Annotated in this window: 17 protein-coding genes and 2 pseudogenes; 14 read left to right on the top strand and 5 right to left on the bottom strand. The window is 64.4% G+C overall.

Annotated elements, in window-relative coordinates; all coding sequences use genetic code 11:
- The coding region (locus tag DFP89_RS20760) for an integrase core domain-containing protein (protein WP_245948639.1) at positions 1-462 on the top strand (462 nt) is incomplete at its 5' end.
- A gap of 251 nt (positions 463-713) precedes the next feature.
- Here the strand turns inward: DFP89_RS20760 and DFP89_RS09645 are convergent.
- Positions 714-1,742: an IS110 family RNA-guided transposase gene (locus DFP89_RS09645; protein ID WP_114349170.1), complete on the bottom strand. Its 1,029-nt coding sequence runs from the start codon at positions 1,740-1,742 to the stop codon at positions 714-716.
- 230 nt (positions 1,743-1,972) lie between these two features.
- On the opposite strand from DFP89_RS09645, the gene DFP89_RS09640 reads away from it, so the two are divergent.
- From DFP89_RS09640 to DFP89_RS09630, 3 genes and pseudogenes are all read left to right on the top strand, one after another.
- Positions 1,973-2,464, top strand: coding sequence for a hypothetical protein (locus DFP89_RS09640; protein ID WP_114349169.1), 492 nt, complete (start codon positions 1,973-1,975; stop codon positions 2,462-2,464).
- Between the two features lie 110 nt (positions 2,465-2,574).
- A pseudogene (locus tag DFP89_RS09635) lies at positions 2,575-2,679 on the top strand (IS5/IS1182 family transposase); the annotation flags it as partial.
- Positions 2,680-2,888: 209 nt separating this feature from the next.
- Positions 2,889-3,344: pseudogene (locus DFP89_RS09630) on the top strand (transposase); the annotation flags it as partial.
- Positions 3,345-3,430: 86 nt separating this feature from the next.
- Here the strand turns inward: DFP89_RS09630 and DFP89_RS09625 are convergent.
- Positions 3,431-3,928: a GNAT family N-acetyltransferase gene (locus tag DFP89_RS09625; protein WP_114349168.1), complete on the bottom strand. Its 498-nt coding sequence runs from the start codon at positions 3,926-3,928 to the stop codon at positions 3,431-3,433.
- Positions 3,929-4,133: 205 nt separating this feature from the next.
- On the opposite strand from DFP89_RS09625, the gene DFP89_RS09620 reads away from it, so the two are divergent.
- The 8 genes from DFP89_RS09620 to DFP89_RS09585 all read left to right on the top strand — a co-directional run bounded on the left by DFP89_RS09620 (position 4,134) and on the right by DFP89_RS09585 (position 8,991).
- A complete protein-coding gene (locus DFP89_RS09620) occupies positions 4,134-4,448 on the top strand; it encodes a hypothetical protein (RefSeq protein WP_114349167.1) in 315 nt (104 codons plus the stop codon).
- A 21-nt stretch (positions 4,449-4,469) separates the two neighbouring features.
- Positions 4,470-5,066 carry a flavin reductase family protein gene (locus DFP89_RS09615; RefSeq protein WP_114349166.1) on the top strand — a complete coding sequence of 199 codons (597 nt, stop codon included), beginning with the start codon at positions 4,470-4,472 and terminating at the stop codon, positions 5,064-5,066.
- Entirely contained in the window at positions 5,063-5,635 is a 573-nt protein-coding gene (locus tag DFP89_RS09610) for an adenine phosphoribosyltransferase (protein ID WP_114349165.1), read from the top strand. Before DFP89_RS09615 ends, DFP89_RS09610 begins: the two co-directional genes overlap by 4 nt.
- 38 nt (positions 5,636-5,673) lie before the next feature.
- Positions 5,674-6,624 carry a 4-hydroxy-3-methylbut-2-enyl diphosphate reductase gene (ispH, locus tag DFP89_RS09605; protein WP_114349164.1) on the top strand — a complete coding sequence of 317 codons (951 nt, stop codon included), beginning with the start codon at positions 5,674-5,676 and terminating at the stop codon, positions 6,622-6,624.
- A gap of 69 nt (positions 6,625-6,693) precedes the next feature.
- Complete coding sequence (locus tag DFP89_RS09600; protein ID WP_114349163.1) at positions 6,694-7,299, top strand: glutathione S-transferase family protein; 606 nt, start codon at positions 6,694-6,696, stop codon at positions 7,297-7,299.
- Entirely contained in the window at positions 7,296-7,898 is a 603-nt protein-coding gene (locus DFP89_RS09595; RefSeq protein ID WP_114349162.1) for a LysE family translocator, read from the top strand. The genes DFP89_RS09600 and DFP89_RS09595 overlap by 4 nt, the downstream gene beginning before the upstream one ends.
- Complete coding sequence (rnhA, locus tag DFP89_RS09590) at positions 7,895-8,365, top strand: ribonuclease HI (RefSeq protein ID WP_114349161.1); 471 nt, start codon at positions 7,895-7,897, stop codon at positions 8,363-8,365. The genes DFP89_RS09595 and rnhA overlap by 4 nt, the downstream gene beginning before the upstream one ends.
- Positions 8,362-8,991, top strand: a complete 630-nt coding sequence (locus tag DFP89_RS09585) for a trimeric intracellular cation channel family protein (RefSeq protein ID WP_114349160.1) — start codon at positions 8,362-8,364, stop codon at positions 8,989-8,991. Before rnhA ends, DFP89_RS09585 begins: the two co-directional genes overlap by 4 nt.
- 6 nt (positions 8,992-8,997) lie before the next feature.
- Here DFP89_RS09585 and DFP89_RS09580 read toward each other — a convergent pair whose 3' ends face one another.
- The 3 genes from DFP89_RS09580 to DFP89_RS09570 are packed head-to-tail and all read right to left on the bottom strand — an operon-like array spanning position 8,998 to position 11,002.
- Positions 8,998-9,321, bottom strand: coding sequence for a VOC family protein (locus DFP89_RS09580; RefSeq protein WP_114349159.1), 324 nt, complete (start codon positions 9,319-9,321; stop codon positions 8,998-9,000).
- Between the two features lie 49 nt (positions 9,322-9,370).
- The gene (locus DFP89_RS09575; protein ID WP_114349181.1) at positions 9,371-9,772 is read right to left on the bottom strand and encodes a group III truncated hemoglobin; all 402 of its coding nucleotides are present in this window, start codon (positions 9,770-9,772) and stop codon (positions 9,371-9,373) included.
- Between the two features lie 57 nt (positions 9,773-9,829).
- The gene (locus DFP89_RS09570) at positions 9,830-11,002 is read right to left on the bottom strand and encodes an FAD-dependent oxidoreductase (RefSeq protein WP_114349180.1); all 1,173 of its coding nucleotides are present in this window, start codon (positions 11,000-11,002) and stop codon (positions 9,830-9,832) included.
- 181 nt (positions 11,003-11,183) lie between these two features.
- Here DFP89_RS09570 and ileS point away from each other — a divergent pair, with 181 nt between their 5' ends.
- Positions 11,184-14,102 (top strand): isoleucine--tRNA ligase, encoded by a 2,919-nt coding sequence (ileS, locus tag DFP89_RS09565; protein WP_114349158.1) that lies wholly within the window; start codon positions 11,184-11,186, stop codon positions 14,100-14,102.
- The gene (mgrA, locus tag DFP89_RS09560; RefSeq protein WP_181870299.1) at positions 14,095-15,150 is read left to right on the top strand and encodes an L-glyceraldehyde 3-phosphate reductase; all 1,056 of its coding nucleotides are present in this window, start codon (positions 14,095-14,097) and stop codon (positions 15,148-15,150) included. Before ileS ends, mgrA begins: the two co-directional genes overlap by 8 nt.

The following is a 15,150-nucleotide window of genomic DNA, read 5'->3' as shown; positions in this document are numbered from 1 at the left end:
GACCTGAGACACGGTTATGGCCACACGCTGCGCTATTTGGGGGCTGCGCGCGCGGCCATAACCTCAAAACAGCGCTTCTTCCCGACGTGCTACGGCCCGGAATTCATCGCCCAAGCCGTTCGGGACTGGATCGCAGCTGTCGGGGCGAAGACGGCCTATATCGAACCGGGATCACCCTGGGAGAACGGGTATTGCGAGAGCTTCAACGCCCGGTTCCGCGATGAACTTCTGGACGGCGAGGTCTTCTACAGCCTCCGCGAGGCGCAGATCATCATCGAAGAATGGAGGAAGCACTACAACACCAAACGCCCGCACAGCGCATTAGGATACCGCCCACCAGGTACGTGTCGCCGTGCTCAACGGCTTCACTGCGCTCGGCGTCCCCGTCACGGAAGCCGTGGGATAACTCTGTCCGGGGAAGGGAAAACTCTGGCTCTCAGGCGATTTGTGCAACATGTGTAACCGCCCCTTGCGCAAGGGGTAATTTCAGAGCTGCTTTCCGCGCGTCACCGGGTGCTGACATGTGTCCGGCCTCTGATGCGGCCTTGGTCATGCCGCGGGCCCGTATGGTGTTCGAAGGTCGGGTCCAGATCAAAGCCGCGTGCTCAAAGGCACTCTGTTGCACACTGGTTCTCCCGATCCCGTCTCACGACTGTTGCGCCAAACTGCTCCTTGCCCTCTTCCGCTCCGACGTCCTCGCGACCGACGGCTGCTTACGCTGCCACGGCCGGAGACTGGTATACGCCACCGCGGGCCATCAAAGCCCAGACAATCCGCGCCATCTTGTTCGCCAGCGCGACACGCACCAGCATCGACGGCTTGCGCGACAGCATGTTCCCCAGCCATGTGCCGGGTTGAGCTTCACGATGGACGTGGCGCTTGATGATCACGCTGTTGGCGCCAATGATCAGCAGCCGCCTGAGAGACCGCTCGCCCATCTTCGTCGTCGCTCCGAGGCGCTGCTTGCCACCGGTCGAGTGTTGCCTGGGCACCAACCCGAGCCAGGCTGCAAAATCCCGGGCCTTCCGGAAGGTCTCGGGAGGCGGCGCAAGTGTCGCGATGGCCGTCGCGATCAGCGGGCCGATGCCCGGCACCGTCATCAGCCGTCGGGCGACCTCGTTCTCTTTGGCGCAGCGTGAGATCTCGGCATCGAGCCTCCCGATCTGCGCCTCGAGGTGCGCCAAGGATCCGATCAGAACCTGCAGGGTGGCTGTCGCCTCGGCGGGCAACCCGCTCTCTGGATCTTCGACGATGGCGATCAGCTTCGAGGCATTGGCAGCGCCCTGCGGCACAACCTGCCCGAACTCGGCAAGGTGACCGCGCAGGGCGTTGATCGCCTGGGTGCGCTGCCGGATCAGTAACTCGCGCACGCGGAACACCATCGCCGCCCCTTGGGTCTCTTCGCTCTTCACCGACACGAAGCGCATCGTCGGACGCTGTGCAGCTTCGCAAATCGCCTCGGCGTCGGCGGCGTCATTCTTCTGCCGTTTGACGAAGGGCTTCACGTAGGCCGGAGGGATCAGCCGGACCTCATGTCCAAGCTTGCCAATCTCTCGACCCCAGTAATGTGCACCACCACAGGCTTCCATCGCCACGACGCAAGGCGGCAAAGCCTCAAAGAACCCCAGCACCTGCGTGCGCCGCAGCTTCTTCCGTAGCACCGCACCGCCTGCGGCGTCCGCCACATGCACCTGGAACACATTCTTCGCCAGATCGAGCCCGACCGTGATAATCTCCGACATGACCGTCCTCCTTTGTGGATCATCGCAGACCCACCTTGGCACAGAGATGCCGTCGGGGGGCGGTCACATCATCAGAGCCGTGCAAATGCGGACTTGGTCAGCATAGCGATGAAACCTTATAATGGCCCACTCACGCGGGTCAGGCATTTCTAGGCAACCTTGAACGGCCGCAGATACTACTATTACGAGCTTTGGGATATTGGAAAATTCGTCAGTGCAGGGTTGGCGCGATGACCTCCGAGGATTACGCTAATATCGTCCTTTTTGCGGCGGCTCGCCGCAAGCAAGGAGCATTCGACAAGTTTCGCAGCTTCTTCAGGCTGTTAAGACCAGATCCGGGTACCGCATATGAGATCACCGACTGGAAATCCGGCGAGATGGTGCATGAAGAAAGCTCACTCGAGAGCGCCGTTGGATATCTCGATGCCAATCCGGAACTGTGCTTCGATTTCTACCTTAGTGATCCGGATGAAAACATCTTCACGTTCTCCTATCGCCCAGTTGGCCATCATGTGATGAGCATTCCGTATGGCCTGCTCAGCGTCGTTGAGATCAAGGCGTTCATCAAGGAGTTCGATATTCTCTATGCTTGGGGCACCGGCGAGGATAGCCCCCCGCCGGATGACATCGAAGAAATTTACGAGGCTTCCGGTTGCGTAAACTCCCCCTTCGTGCGCTATCGTGACGGAAAGCTCCTACTCGGCAGGGAACTGATCAGATAAGATGCAAGAACCGCGCTGTTGCCAAAAACCGACAAGGACCGGGCCCTATGCTCAGGATCCATTTGTTGCCTGTGAGCTTGTGATTCATCCCCCCAAAAATGAACGGTGACGTGGGTAATCTCCTCCGGCTGACTGATGCGCAGATAGCGCGTCTTCAGCTTTACTTACCAAAATCGCACGGTCGGCCCCGGGTGGATGACCGGCGCGTGCTGAGCTATCAGCCGAGACGGCAATCTGCCAGTGTGACTGGCAACCCACCACGCTCGGCAGGCGGGCAATACGAAAAAAAGCGGACCAAGACGGTCGCTGATCTGCCGCAACGATCCACAGGGCAGGTGTTGCGGGATATACGTGCAGCACTAGGCTCCGGCCCCATCGATCATCCGCTCGCGGCGTGATTCGGCCTCCGCAAGGAGACTGACCGATGGGCAACCTTTTCTGGCTGACTGACGCGCAGATGGCGCGGCTTCAACCTTTCCTCCCGAAGAGCCATGGCAAGCCGCGAGTCGATGACCGGCGGGTGTTGATCGGCATTATCTTCATCAATCGCAATGGCTTGCGATGGCGCGATGCGCCGAGGGAGTACGGCCCGCCGAAGACCCTCTACGACCTTTGGAAGCGGTGGAGCGACAAAGGTGTCTTCGCCCGAATGATGGATGGCCTGGCCGCCGAAGCCGCCGTTCCGAAGACGGTGATGATCGATGCGACTAAAATGCCGGCTGGTTCAGCGATGCTTTGAAAGACAAGGGGAATGGCATGCTTCATTGGTCGGGAAAGCCGCAAGCAGCCCGTCAGATACGACCGGCGCCGCTATAATCGCCGCGACTGCGTCGGGATCATATGCGGCAGATTCACCGATCGGAAGCGCGTCGCAACCAGATAGGACAGACGCCCCATCGCCTTCCTGTCAGTCATCGCACGCGTGGCAACGGTCTTTTCAGACCGAAAACTCTGTGAGTCCGGAGCCTAGGCTCCGGCGTCCGCGATGCGCTCGACATGGCCGCTGACACCGGCCCATGCGCCCTCGACCAGTTCCAACCCCAGCACGCGGTCGGGATTGGTGGGGGGCGGCATCTCGACATCGGCAAGTTTCACGAAACCGAACCGCGCGTAATAGGGCAGATCGCCGACCAGCATCACCCGCTGCCAGCCCATATCGGCGGCGCGGTGCAGGCTTTCGCGCATCAGATACGCGCCCAGCCCCTCTCCCTGCGCGGTCGGATGCACGGCGATCGGCCCCAAAAGCAGGACCGGCTGATCGCCGATCCGCACCGGCCAATAGCGGATGGCGCCGACCGGCACCCCGTATTCATTGCGCGTCATCAGGCACAGGCCCGCGACCGGATCGACCCCCTCGCGCAGCCTGTACGAGGACAAGGCCGTCCGTCCCGGCGCAAAGCACAGGTCCATCAGCGCCTCGACCTCGGGCGTGTCGGCAGGGGATTCGGCGCTAAGTTCGTACATCGGGCTCCGGGATGCGGGCGGGGATTCGGGCAGGTCCGGCGGTTGCGGGCCTTCGCGTAACACGCATGTGCAGCAACGAAAACCGCCTGCTGCGCCCGGATGGGCGAAAATTTCGTGAAGCCCCGCGCGGACGGCAGGAATGCTTGACGCGCAGGTCGGGGACAGTCAGTTTTGATTGCCCGAACCCCATCACGAAGGCCCCGTCATGCTGCGCGAGTTGCCGCCCGAACTTAAGCTGCTGATCCTGAATGCGGCGATCCTGCTGGTCGCCTATCTGGGGCTATATCCCAGCATGCGAAAGATCACCGTCAACCGGATGATGGTGGTCGACATGGTGCTGACCGCGCTGGCGCTGATCGTGGCGGCGGCGCTGTTTCGCGGCAGCGACACGCCGTTTTCGCTGATCCTCTTTCAGACCAACTGGGCGGTTTTCTCGATTCTGACCATGGCGGTCATGGAAATACCGCTGTTTATCTGGTTTTGTCGCAAGCACGGTATCGACATCAGCGGATCCGACTGATCCGCCTCAGGAAAGAGCGCCATGTTCTATCATCCACAGGACGGCCACGGCCTGCCGCATAACCCGCTGAACGCCATCGTGGCGCCGCGCCCGATCTGCTGGGTCTCGACGCGGGGGCGCGCGGGCGACAATCTGGCGCCCTATTCCTTCTTCAACCTGACCGCCTATGTGCCACCGCAGATCATGTTCGCCTCGACCGGGGCCAAGGCGGACCGGGACGGCACCAAGGACAGCGTCAGCCAGATCGCCGAAACCCGGGTCTTTTGCGTCAATATCGCCGATGGCCCGATGAAGGATCAGGTGAATGCCAGCTCCGCCGCCCTGCCCGCCGGCATCAGCGAGTTTCAGGCGGCGGGGATCGAGGCTGCGCCCTGCGAGACCATCGACTGCCCGCGCGTGGCCCATGCGGCGGCGGCGCTGGAATGCCGCGCCACCCGCATCCTGCGCCTTGCCGGAGAGGCGAATTACATGGTCCTTGGCGTCGTCACCGGCATCCATCTGCGCGACGATTGCGTGGTCGATGGCCGGTTCGATCTGCGCGCCACCGGCTGGCTGTCGCGGATGGGCTACAAGGATTACGCCATCACCACCGAGACTTTCGAAATGGAGCGCCCATGACCTCGCCCACTCCACCCAACGGCAAGCGCAATCGCGACACCCGCACGGTGCGCGACTATATCCGCACCATCGTCGATTTCCCGCATGAGGGGATCCTGTTTCGCGACGTGACCACGCTTTTCGCCGATGCGCGCGGTTTTCGCATGGCGGTGGACCAGTTGCTGACGCCCTATGCGGGCGAGCCGATCGACAAGGTCGTCGGCCTTGAGGCACGCGGCTTTATCCTGGGCGGCGCGGTCGCGCATCAATTGTCCTTGGGCTTCGTTCCGATCCGCAAGAAGGGCAAGCTGCCCGGCGCGGTGCTGAGCCAGCCCTATGCGCTGGAATATGGCGAGGCGGTGATGGAGATCCATGACGACGCGCTGCAGCCCGGCGAGCGGGTGCTGATCGTCGACGATCTGCTGGCCACGGGCGGCACCGCCGCCGCCGGGATCAAGCTCTGCGAAAGGCTGGGGGCCGAGGTCGTCGGCTGCGCCTTTGTCATCGACCTGCCGGAATTGGGCGGACGCAAGCTGCTCGAGGGGCTGGGATACGAGGTCCATGCCCTGACCGAATTCGACGGCGCATGATCCTTGCGAGGCGCGCGGCCTGCGGTTAGGTGAGGGCCATGGACAAGAAACCGCCTTTGACCCTTTATCTGGCCGCGCCGCGCGGCTTTTGCGCCGGCGTTGACCGTGCCATCAAGATCGTCGAAATGGCGCTGCAGAAATGGGGCGCCCCGGTCTATGTGCGCCACGAGATCGTGCATAACAAATTCGTCGTCGACAGCCTGCGCGACAAGGGCGCGGTCTTTGTCGAGGAACTGGACGAATGCCCCGCCGACCGGCCGGTGATCTTTTCCGCCCATGGCGTCCCCAAAGCTGTTCCGGCCGAGGCCCGGCGGCGCGAAATGGTCTATGTCGATGCGACCTGCCCCCTTGTGAGCAAGGTCCATGTCGAGGCCGAGCGTCACCACGCCGAGGGCCTGCAGATGATCATGATCGGCCATGAGGGCCATCCCGAGGTGCTGGGCACCATGGGGCAATTGCCCGAGGGCGAGGTCATTCTGGTCGAGACCGTCGAGGATGTGGCGGTAATTTCCCCCCGCGATCCCGCGCGTCTGGCCTTCATCACCCAGACCACGCTGTCGGTGGATGACACCGCCGCCATCGTCTCCGCGCTGAAGGCGCGCTTCCCGGCCATCGTCGGGCCGGCCAAGGAAGATATCTGCTATGCCACGACCAACCGGCAGGCCTCGGTCAAGGCGATTGCCGGGCGGATCGACGCGCTGTTCGTGATCGGGGCGCCGAACAGCTCGAATTCGCGCCGCTTGGTCGAGGTCGGCAGCGCCGCCGGCTGCGCCTATTCGCAGCTTGTCATGCGTGCCGACCAGATCGACTGGCGGGCCATCGAAGGCGTCCGCGCCGTCGGCGTCACCGCCGGGGCCAGCGCACCCGAGGTACTGGTCGACGAGGTCGTCGCGGCCTTTGCCGACCGCTATGACGTGACCGTCGAGCTGGTCGAGACGGCGCGCGAGAATGTCGAATTCAAGGTGCCGCGGGTTCTGCGCGAAGCATAGGGGGCTCTGCCCCCGGCCCGTTGCCGGGCCTCCCCCGGGATATTTGGACATGGAAGAATGGAGACAGACATGAAGCTCTGGTCGATGCCGTCCTCGGGGAACAGCTACAAGGTGCGGCTGCTGCTGGGGCTGCTGGGGCGCGATTGCAACATCATTGATGTCGAATATCTGACCGAGGCGCTGGACCGGGCCAAGGCCTCGGGGCGGCTGCCCTTTGGCAAGGCGCCAGTGCTGGAACTGGATGACGGGCGGCTGTTGCCGGAATCGAATGCGATCCTGTGCTGGCTGGGCGAGGGCAGCACCTTCGTGCCGTCGGACCCGTTCACGCGGGCCAAGATGCTGAGCTGGATGTTCTGGGAACAGAACCAGCATGAGGGTACGGTCGCGGTGCGTGCCGCCCTGCTGAACTATCCGCATCGCCGCGCGCAAGCCACGCCTGAGCGCATGGCCGCGCTGCTGGATCAGGGCCATGCGCATCTGGCGATCATGGAAAGCCGGCTCAGCGCGCATGACTGGCTGGTCGGCGATGCCGTCAGCCTCGCCGATATCTGTCTTTACGGCTATACCCATACGGCGGGCAGTCGCGGCGGATTTGACATGGCGCGTTTTCCTGCGATCAATCTGTGGCTGGGGCGCGTGGCCGCGCTGCCGGGTTACAGGGGGATCGGGAAATGAGTTGGGATTATCTGCTGACGGCCTTCATCGTCTGCGTCTCGCCGGGGATCGGGGTGGTCTATACGCTGTCGATGAGCTTGGGCGGCGGGATGCGGGCCGGGTTCTGGGCCTCGGTCGGCTGCACCATCGCCACCGTCTTTCACATGCTGGTCGCCATGGCCGGGCTGGCCGCCGTGCTCCATACCAGCGCGGTGCTGTTCCAGGTGGTGAAATTCGCCGGCGTCGCCTATCTGATCTGGATGGCCTGGGCGGTGCTGAAGGACCGGGGCAGCATGTCGGTCATGCCAGCCGCGCCGGTTCCCGCGGGCCGCATCGTCTGGCGCGGCATCCTGCTGAATGTGCTGAACCCGAAACTGCCGCTGTTCTTCATGGCCTTCCTGCCGCAATTCATGCCCACTGGCGCAGGTCTGGGGCTGCTGGCGGAACTGGGCGGGACCTTCTCGCTGATCACGTTCCTGGTGTTTCTGGGCTATGCCGGGCTGGCGGCCAGCGGGCGCGATGCGCTGCTGGCCTCGGACCGGGCGATGCGCTGGCTGCGCCGCGCCTTTGCGGCATCCTTTGCGGCGCTGGGGCTGAAACTGGCGCTGGCGCGGGCATGAGCGATCTCTTCGCCTGGACGGATGGCGCTTGCAGCGGCAATCCCGGCCCCGGCGGCTGGGGCGTTCTCATGCGCGCCATGAAGGGCGACGAGATCGTCAAGGAGCGCGAGCTGTCGGGTGGCGAACCGGACACCACCAACAACCGCATGGAGCTGATGGCCGCGATCAGCGCGCTTGAGGCGCTGACCCGCCCCAGCGAGATCACCATCACCACCGACAGCGCCTATGTGAAGAACGGCGTCACGCAATGGATCCATGGCTGGAAGCGCAACGGCTGGCGCACCGCTGACAAAAAGCCGGTGAAGAATGTCGAGCTGTGGCAACGGCTTGAGGCCGCACAGTCGCGTCACAAGGTGCGCTGGGAATGGATCAAGGGCCATGCCGGCCATGCCGAGAACGAGCGCGCCGATGAGCTCGCCCGCGCCGGCATGGCCCCCTACAAGCCCGAGCGGAAGGCGGCCTCGTGACGCTGGAAACGCTGGTTCTGGCGCTTGATTATGCCAGCGTGCTGATCTTTGCGCTGACCGGGGCGCTGGTCGCCAGCCGGGGCCAGCTTGATCTGGTCGGCTTCATCTTTTTCGCGACATTGACCGGGATCGGCGGTGGCACGCTGCGCGATCTGGTGCTGGGGCGCGATCCGGTCTTCTGGATCGACCGGCCCGAGCTTTTGCTGCTGACAGCGGGCGCGGCGAGCGTCGTCTTCCTGACGGCGCATCTGCTGGAGAGCCGCTATCGCGCCATCCTGTGGCTGGATGCCTGCGCGCTGGCCGTGGCAGTGCCGGCGGGAGTCGGCGTCGCACTGGAGATGGGCGTGAACCCGGTCGTCACGGTAATGATGGGGGTAATGACCGGCACATTCGGCGGACTGATGCGCGACGTTGTCAGCAACGAAGTGCCGCTGATCCTGAAGCAGGGCGAACTATACATCACCGCAGCCTTTGGCGGCGCGGTGGCCGCGGTCTTGCTGATGGCGCTGGGTTGCGGGCGCGGTTGGGCGCTGATTGCCTGCGCCGCCGCCGTGATGGCGCTGCGCGCGGGCAGCATGACATGCGGCTGGAAGCTGCCTGTCTATAAGGCGCGGCCGCCGCGCTAGGCGGCCTCAGGTCTCGGACCAGACCGCCATCTCGGTTCCGCCCGGCTCGCGGAACTGGAACCGCCGCCCGCCCGGAAAGCTGAAGATCGCCTTGGTGATCTGGCCGCCCGCCGCGGTCACACGCGTTTGCGCCGCCTCAAGATCGTCGGTCCGCAGGATGACCAGAGGCGGCGCCAGCGGGCCAGCGGCAATGCCGCCCGAGACACCGGCATCCGCCAGTTCCTGATATTCCGGCCCGTAATCGTTGAACCCCCAGCCGAAGGCATCGCCAAAGAACCGCTTCGTGGCCGGCAGGTCAGGAGAGGCGAATTCGATATAGTCGATCTTCATCACGAGGGTCCTTTCCGAATGATCCGGCGATGGTGCCTGCCGCTCTGGCTCAGCGCAAGACCGGCGGGCCGGGCACGCGCTCGCGCAGGTCCTCGACCCCCATGCGCAGGCCCGCGCCGATGCGATGGGCAAGCTGCGACCATGCCTGCGCGACCTCGTCGGGCAGGGTGCGGCGCAGGGTTTCGTCAAACAGCATCAGCCAGGGCGCGAAATGCTGGGCATGGACATCGCCCGCGCGCATATGCGCCTGCATCGGATTGCCGTCGTAATTGCGTTCGTAAAGGATCGCGTTCTTCCAGAAGCGGGCGATCTTTTCCTCATGCTCGGGCCAGTCGGTGACATGGCGGGCAAAGACCGGACCCAGCACCTCATGGCGGCGGATGGCGGCGTAAAAGACCGCGACGACGCGGTCGATCTGGTCGGGGGTCACTGGGAAACGCGGCGGAATCATGGCGCCGATATGGGGGCAAGCGCGGCCGGGTGCAATGCGGCAGCTTGTCATCGCGGCTTACGGCGCATCGGTGCCGGCCAAGGGCGGGATCATCGTGCCCGCGACCAGATGCGTCAACACTCCGCGCACCACGGGCCATGTCGAGAAAGGCGCGAGCAGCCGGTCGCGCAGCACCGGCAGGCGAGGGCTGCCCGACTGATACATCGGGGTGAAAAGCGCGCTCATCCCCTGATAGGCACGGACATGCCAGCGGCGCATGGCGGCGTAATCGGCCAGCGCCTGATCCTTGGGACCACGCAGGGCAAGCGCCAGCGCCAGCGCATCGAGCAGCGCCATATTCGCCCCCTGCCCCAGTTGCGGGCTGGCGCGATGGGCCGCATCGCCGATATGCACCAGCCCCGGCGCATGCGGGCGGCGCAGCGTGCCATGACCGTAGCGCGCGACAACCATCTGCGCATTGTCGCGGATCGTTCCCAGAAACGGCGCCATGTCTGGCCAGAGCGTCGCCACCTCGGCCCGCCAGCTTTCCAGCGGGGTCGTGGGCCAGGCGTCCAGTTCGGCCTGCGGCATCGACCAGAAGACGGCGGCCAGCGGTTGCACATCACCTGGCAGCCGCCCAATCGGCAGCACGCCCGCCATGCGGCTGGCGCCGCGATAGCGCTGGCGTAGCTGATCCATCGGCAGGCCGGTTTCCGGCCATGGCACCGTGCCCCAGATCGCGCCATAGCCCAAGGGCCGCGCCTTCAGCGGCGACAGGCGCGAGCCGGCGCCGCTGGCATCGACGATCAGGTCATAGGGGCCAAAATCGCGCCCATCCGCCAGCATCAGCCGCCGGCCAGCAGCGTCCTGCGGGGTGGATGCGATCTCGGCCCCGGTGACGGTCGGGATGCCCAGCGCCTGCACACGATCCCACAGCAGATGAAACAGCGCCGCGCGATGAATGCCGCGTCCCGGCGCATCGGCGGGATATGAGACATCCAGCGCCTTGCGCCCGCCCGCCTCATGCCCCAGCATCCGGGTGATCGGGCTGGAGAGGCGGCGCAGATCCTCGCCCGCGCCGATCATATCCATCACCGCCAGCCCCACCGGCTGGATCACCAGCCCCGAACCCAGGGGGCGCGGCGCGGCGAAACGCTCGAACAGGGTCAGGTCATGGCCGTCCCGCGCCAGCAGTAATGCGCTGGCAAGACCGCCGATCCCGGCACCGACAATGGCAATGCGAAAACTCATGGCCGGCTTGCTGCCCGAGCGCATGGCCAAGCGCAAGAGCTTGCAGGGACTTCTGGCGTTTCCTATAACCCGGCCCATGTTCAGCAGGTGCCGCATTCAGCGAATTACCCGCCCGGCGGCGTAGGATCCCCTCGCCGTCGGGTTAAGCATGCCTGCCCTGCCACCAGAGGATTCCCGCCAGATGAGCGACACCACCCCGACCGCGCCCGATTACCGCGACACCGTCTTTCTGCCCCAGACCGATTTCCCGATGCGCGCGGGCCTGCCCCAGCGCGAGCCGGAATGGCTGGAGCGTTGGGCCCGGCTTGGTATCTATGACCGGCTGCGCGCAAAAGCCGCGACGCAGGTGGGGGGCCGCAAGCCCTTTATCCTGCATGACGGCCCCCCCTATGCGAATGGCAACCTGCATATCGGCCACGCGCTGAACAAGGTGCTCAAGGACTTCATCACCCGCAGCCAGCAGATGATGGGTCGTGACGCGCGCTATGTGCCGGGCTGGGACTGCCACGGGCTGCCGATCGAATGGAAGATCGAGGAAGCCTATCGCAAGGCCGGCAAGGACAAGGACGCCGTCGACAAGGTCGAATTCCGTCAGGAATGCCGCCGCTTTGCAGAGGGCTGGATCGACATCCAGCGCGAGGAATTCAAGCGCCTTGGCGTGATCGGCAAATGGGACGATCCCTATCTGACCATGGACTTCCACGCCGAAGCCGTGATCGCGGCCGAGTTCATGAAACTGCTGATGAATGGCAGCCTGTATCAGGGGTCAAAGCCGGTGATGTGGTCTCCGGTCGAAAAGACCGCGCTGGCCGAGGCCGAGGTCGAATATCACGACCATACCAGCCACACGATCTGGGTGCGGTTCAAGCCGCAGGCCGACGCGCTGGATGGCGCCTCGGTGGTGATCTGGACCACGACGCCCTGGACGATCCCGCAAAACCGCGCGGTCGCCTATAACCCCGAGATCGCTTACGGCCTTTATGAGGTCACCTCGGTCGCGGAAAACGCCACTGCAAAACCGGGCGAGAAATTGGTGCTGGCCGATGCGCTGGCCGATGCGGTCATGCAGTCGGCCAAGGTCGAAAGCCACCAGCGCCTGCGCGACGTGCCAGCGACCGAATTGGAGGGGCTGATCCTTTCGCATCCCTTTCGCGGCATCGAAGGCGGCAATGGCGAATGGGATTTCGACGTCCCCCTGCTGCCCGGCGACCATGTCACCGACGACGCGGGCACGGGCTTTGTCCATACCGCCCCCAGCCATGGCGATGACGACTATCAGCTTGGCCTGAAATTCGGCCTGCCGATGACCTATAACGTCGAGCCGGACGGCAGCTACCGCAAGGACCTGCCGATCTTTGGCGGCGAGGCCATCCTGACGCCCGAGGGCAAGGAAGGACCGGCCAATGTCAGCGTCATCAAGCAACTGGCCTATGCCGGCGCGCTCCTGGCCAAGGGCAAGGTCAAGCACAGCTATCCCCATAGCTGGCGCTCCAAGGCGCCGCTGATCTATCGCAACACGCCGCAATGGTTCGCGGCCATCGACAAGCCTCTGGACGACGGCATGGGCGAATATGGCGCGACCATCCGCACCCGCGCCCTGACCAGCATCGACAAGCTGGTCAAATGGACCCCGCAGACCGGCCGCAACCGGCTCTATTCCATGGTCGAGAACCGCCCGGACTGGGTGCTGTCGCGCCAGCGGGCATGGGGCGTGCCGCTGACCTGCTTTGTCAAAAAAGGCGCGCGGCCCGACGATGCCGATTTCCTGCTGCGGGACCCGCGCCTCAATGACCGCATCATCGAAGCATTCGAGAAAGACGGCGCAGATATCTGGTATAGCCCGGATTTCAAGGCGCGTATTCTGGACGGCATCGCCAATCCGGATGATTACGAACAGGTCATGGACGTGCTGGATGTGTGGTTCGACTCTGGCTCGACCCATGCCTTCGTGATCCGCGACCGCGCCGATGGCAGCCCCGACGGCATTGCCGACCTGTATCTTGAGGGCACCGACCAGCATCGCGGCTGGTTCCATTCCTCGCTTTTGCAGGCCTGCGCGACCAAGGGCCGTGCGCCCTATCGGGGCGTGCTGACCCATGGCTTCACGCTGGACGAAAAGGGCATGAAAATGTCCAAATCGCTTGGCAATACCGTGGCGCCCGCCGATGTGATCAAGGAATACGGCGCCGATATCCTGCGGCTCTGGGTGGCGCAATCCGACTATACGGTCGACCTGCGCATCGGCAAAGAGATCCTGAAAGGCACCGCCGACAGCTATCGCCGGCTGCGCAACACGCTGCGCTTTGTGCTGGGCAATCTGGACGGTTTCTCGGATGCCGAGCGTGTCGCCGCCGAGGACATGCCCGAGCTGGAACAATGGGTCCTGCACCGGCTGGCGCAGATCGATCATCAGCTGCGCAAGGGCTATGAGGCCTATGATTTCCAAGGGGTCTTCCAGACCGTGTTCCAGTTTGCGACCGTGGACCTGTCGGCGCTGTATTTCGACATCCGCAAGGACGCGCTTTACTGCGACGCGCCCGACAGTCCGCGCCGCCGCGCCGCGCGCACGGTGCTGGACATCCTGTTCCACCGTCTGGTGACCTGGCTGGCGCCGATCCTGCCCTTTACCATGGAGGATGTCTGGCTAAGCCGCTTCCCCGGCGCGGAAAGCTCGGTCCATCTGCAGGACTTCCCCGCCACCCCCGCCGACTGGCTGAACGAGCCTCTGGCCCGCAAATGGGAGGCGATCCGCCGCACCCGCCGCGTCGTCACCGCCGCGCTGGAAATCAAGCGCACCGACAAGGTGATCGGCGCCAGCCTCGAGGCCGCGCCGGTCGTCCATATCGAGGACAAGGCCGTGCTCGAAGGACTGAAATCGGTCGATTTCGCCGATATCTGCATCACCTCGGGGATCAGCCTGACCGCCGACCCGGCCCCGGGCGAGGCCTTCCGCCTGCCCGATGTCGCGGGCGTCGGCGTGGTCTTCGAAGAGGCCGAGGGCGAGAAATGCGAACGCTGCTGGAAGATCCTTCCCGATGTCGGCAGCCACAAGCATCCGGGCACCTGCGCCCGCTGCGACGGGGTTCTGAGCCATGGCTGAGCATCCCGCGCATCTGCCCTATCGCCCGGCGTCTGATCGTTACCAGCGGATGGATTATCGCCGCTGCGGGCGCTCGGGCCTTCTGCTGCCAGCGATCAGTCTGGGGCTGTGGCACAATTTCGGCGAGGATACGCCCCATCAGACCAAGCGCGCCATCTGCCGCGCGGCCTTTGATCATGGCATCACCCATTTCGATCTGGCCAACAACTACGGCCCGCCGCCCGGCAGCGCCGAAGATGCCTTCGGCCAGATCCTGCGGACCGATTTCGCCGGGCTGCGGGACGAGCTGATCATCAGCTCCAAGGCCGGCTACCGGATGTGGGACGGGCCTTACGGCGAATGGGGCAGCCGCAAGTCGCTGATCGCCAGTTGCGACCAGTCGCTGAAGCGGATGGGGCTGGATTACGTCGATATCTTCTATTCGCACCGCGTCGATCCCGACACCCCGCTTGAGGAAACCATGGCGGCGCTGGATCATATCGTGCGCTCGGGCCGGGCGCTTTATGTCGGCATTTCCAGCTATGGCACCCAGCGCACGCATGAGGCGGCGGCGATCCTCAAGGATCTGGGCACGCCCTGCCTGATCCACCAGCCCAGCTACAACATGCTGAACCGCTGGGTGGAGCGCGACGGGCTTCTGGACGCGCTGGACGAGGAAGGCATCGGCAGCATCGCCTTTACCGCGCTGGCGCAGGGCATGCTGACCCGCAAATACCTGAACGGGATTCCGTCGGACAGCCGCGCCGCGCAGGGCAAGTCCCTCAGCCCCGACTGGCTGACCGAGAAAAGCCTTGCCGCGCTGCGCGGGCTGAACGCCATCGCCGAGGCGCGCGGCCAGAGCCTTGCACAGATGGCGATTGCCTGGGTGCTGCGGGGCGGGCAGGTGACCTCGGCACTGATCGGCGCGTCACGGCCCGAGCAGGTCGTGGAATGCGCGGGCGCAGTCGCGAATACCGCCTTCACGCCCGATGAACTGGCCCGGATCGACGCGCTGTCCGATCAGGTCGGCGATATCAACCTGTGGGCGCGATCCTCGGAAGAGGGCTGA

Source organism: Paracoccus lutimaris, from assembly GCF_003337565.1.
Classification (GTDB): Bacteria; Pseudomonadota; Alphaproteobacteria; order Rhodobacterales; family Rhodobacteraceae; genus Paracoccus; species Paracoccus lutimaris.
This window is presented reverse-complemented; position numbering and strand designations above follow the sequence as displayed.